Genomic DNA, 1,085 nt, shown 5'->3' on the forward strand with positions numbered 1-1,085 from the left:
TCGCCTGCAACGTTCCCGGCCACTATCAGGCGGGCATGGTCGGCAAGCTGAACATCAGCCAGTAAGCGCCTGGCATTCAAAGGCGGGGGCAAAGGCTGATAGACTTGTCGGGTTTATTTAGTCAGGTTCCCGCCATGCATCCCGCAGCCGAACATTCGCCGCTGGGCAAGTCCAGTGAATACATATCTACCTACACCCCGTCTCTGCTGTTTCCGATCCCGCGCGCGGCGAAATGGGCCGAGCTGGGCTTGAGCGCCGAAACCCTGCCATACAAGGGCGTGGACTTCTGGAACTGCTTCGAGCTGTCCTGGTTGCTGCCCTCCGGCAAGCCAGTGGTGGCCATCGGCGAGTTCAGCATTCCTGCGGATTCGCCGAACATCATCGAGTCGAAGTCCTTCAAGCTGTACCTCAACTCGTTGAACCAGACGCCGTTCGCCGATCGTCAAAGCCTGGAAGCAACCCTGCAGGCCGACCTGTCGGCTGCGGCCGGCAAGCCGGTGGGTGTGCGAATTCGCAGCCTGAGCGAAGTCCAGGCCGAAGGTGTGGCCGGGTTGCCGGGGGTGTGCATCGACGAGCTGGAAGTCAGCGTCAGCGATTATGCGCAGCCGCGTCCGGAACTGCTGCGCTGCGACGAGTCGCGAGTGATCGAGGAAAGCGTGCACAGCCATCTGCTCAAATCCAATTGCCCGGTGACCGGCCAGCCGGATTGGGGCAGCGTTGCCGTGGAATATCGCGGCGCCGCGCTGGACCACGCCAGCCTGTTGGCTTATCTGGTGAGCTTCCGTCAGCACGCGGACTTCCATGAGCAGTGCGTGGAGCGGATCTTTCTCGACCTGCAGCGTCTGCTCAAGCCGGAGAAACTCACGGTCTATGCACGTTATGTGCGCCGGGGTGGTCTGGATATCAACCCGTATCGCAGTACTGAGGCGTTGGAATTGCCTAACCTCAGGTTGGTTCGCCAGTAAGGCCTGAAAAATGTGGTGCCCCTAAAAGATCGCAGCCTGCGGCAGCTCCTACGCCGACCGAGTACACCCGCGATGTTGTAGGTGTATGCAATCCTTGTAGGAGCTGCCGCAGGCTGCGAT

Annotated in this window: 1 protein-coding gene; it reads left to right on the forward strand. The window is 60.6% G+C overall.

Annotated features, from left to right (window positions below; translation table 11 throughout):
* Window positions 1–134: 134 nt before the first annotated feature.
* Window positions 135–965, forward strand: coding sequence for an NADPH-dependent 7-cyano-7-deazaguanine reductase QueF (gene queF / locus F8N85_RS34395; RefSeq protein ID WP_150804744.1), 831 nt, complete (start codon window positions 135–137; stop codon window positions 963–965).
* Window positions 966–1,085: the final 120 nt, after the last annotated feature.

The sequence above is a fragment of the Pseudomonas fluorescens genome (assembly GCF_902497875.1).
Taxonomy (GTDB): domain Bacteria; phylum Pseudomonadota; class Gammaproteobacteria; order Pseudomonadales; family Pseudomonadaceae; genus Aquipseudomonas; species Aquipseudomonas fluorescens_BR.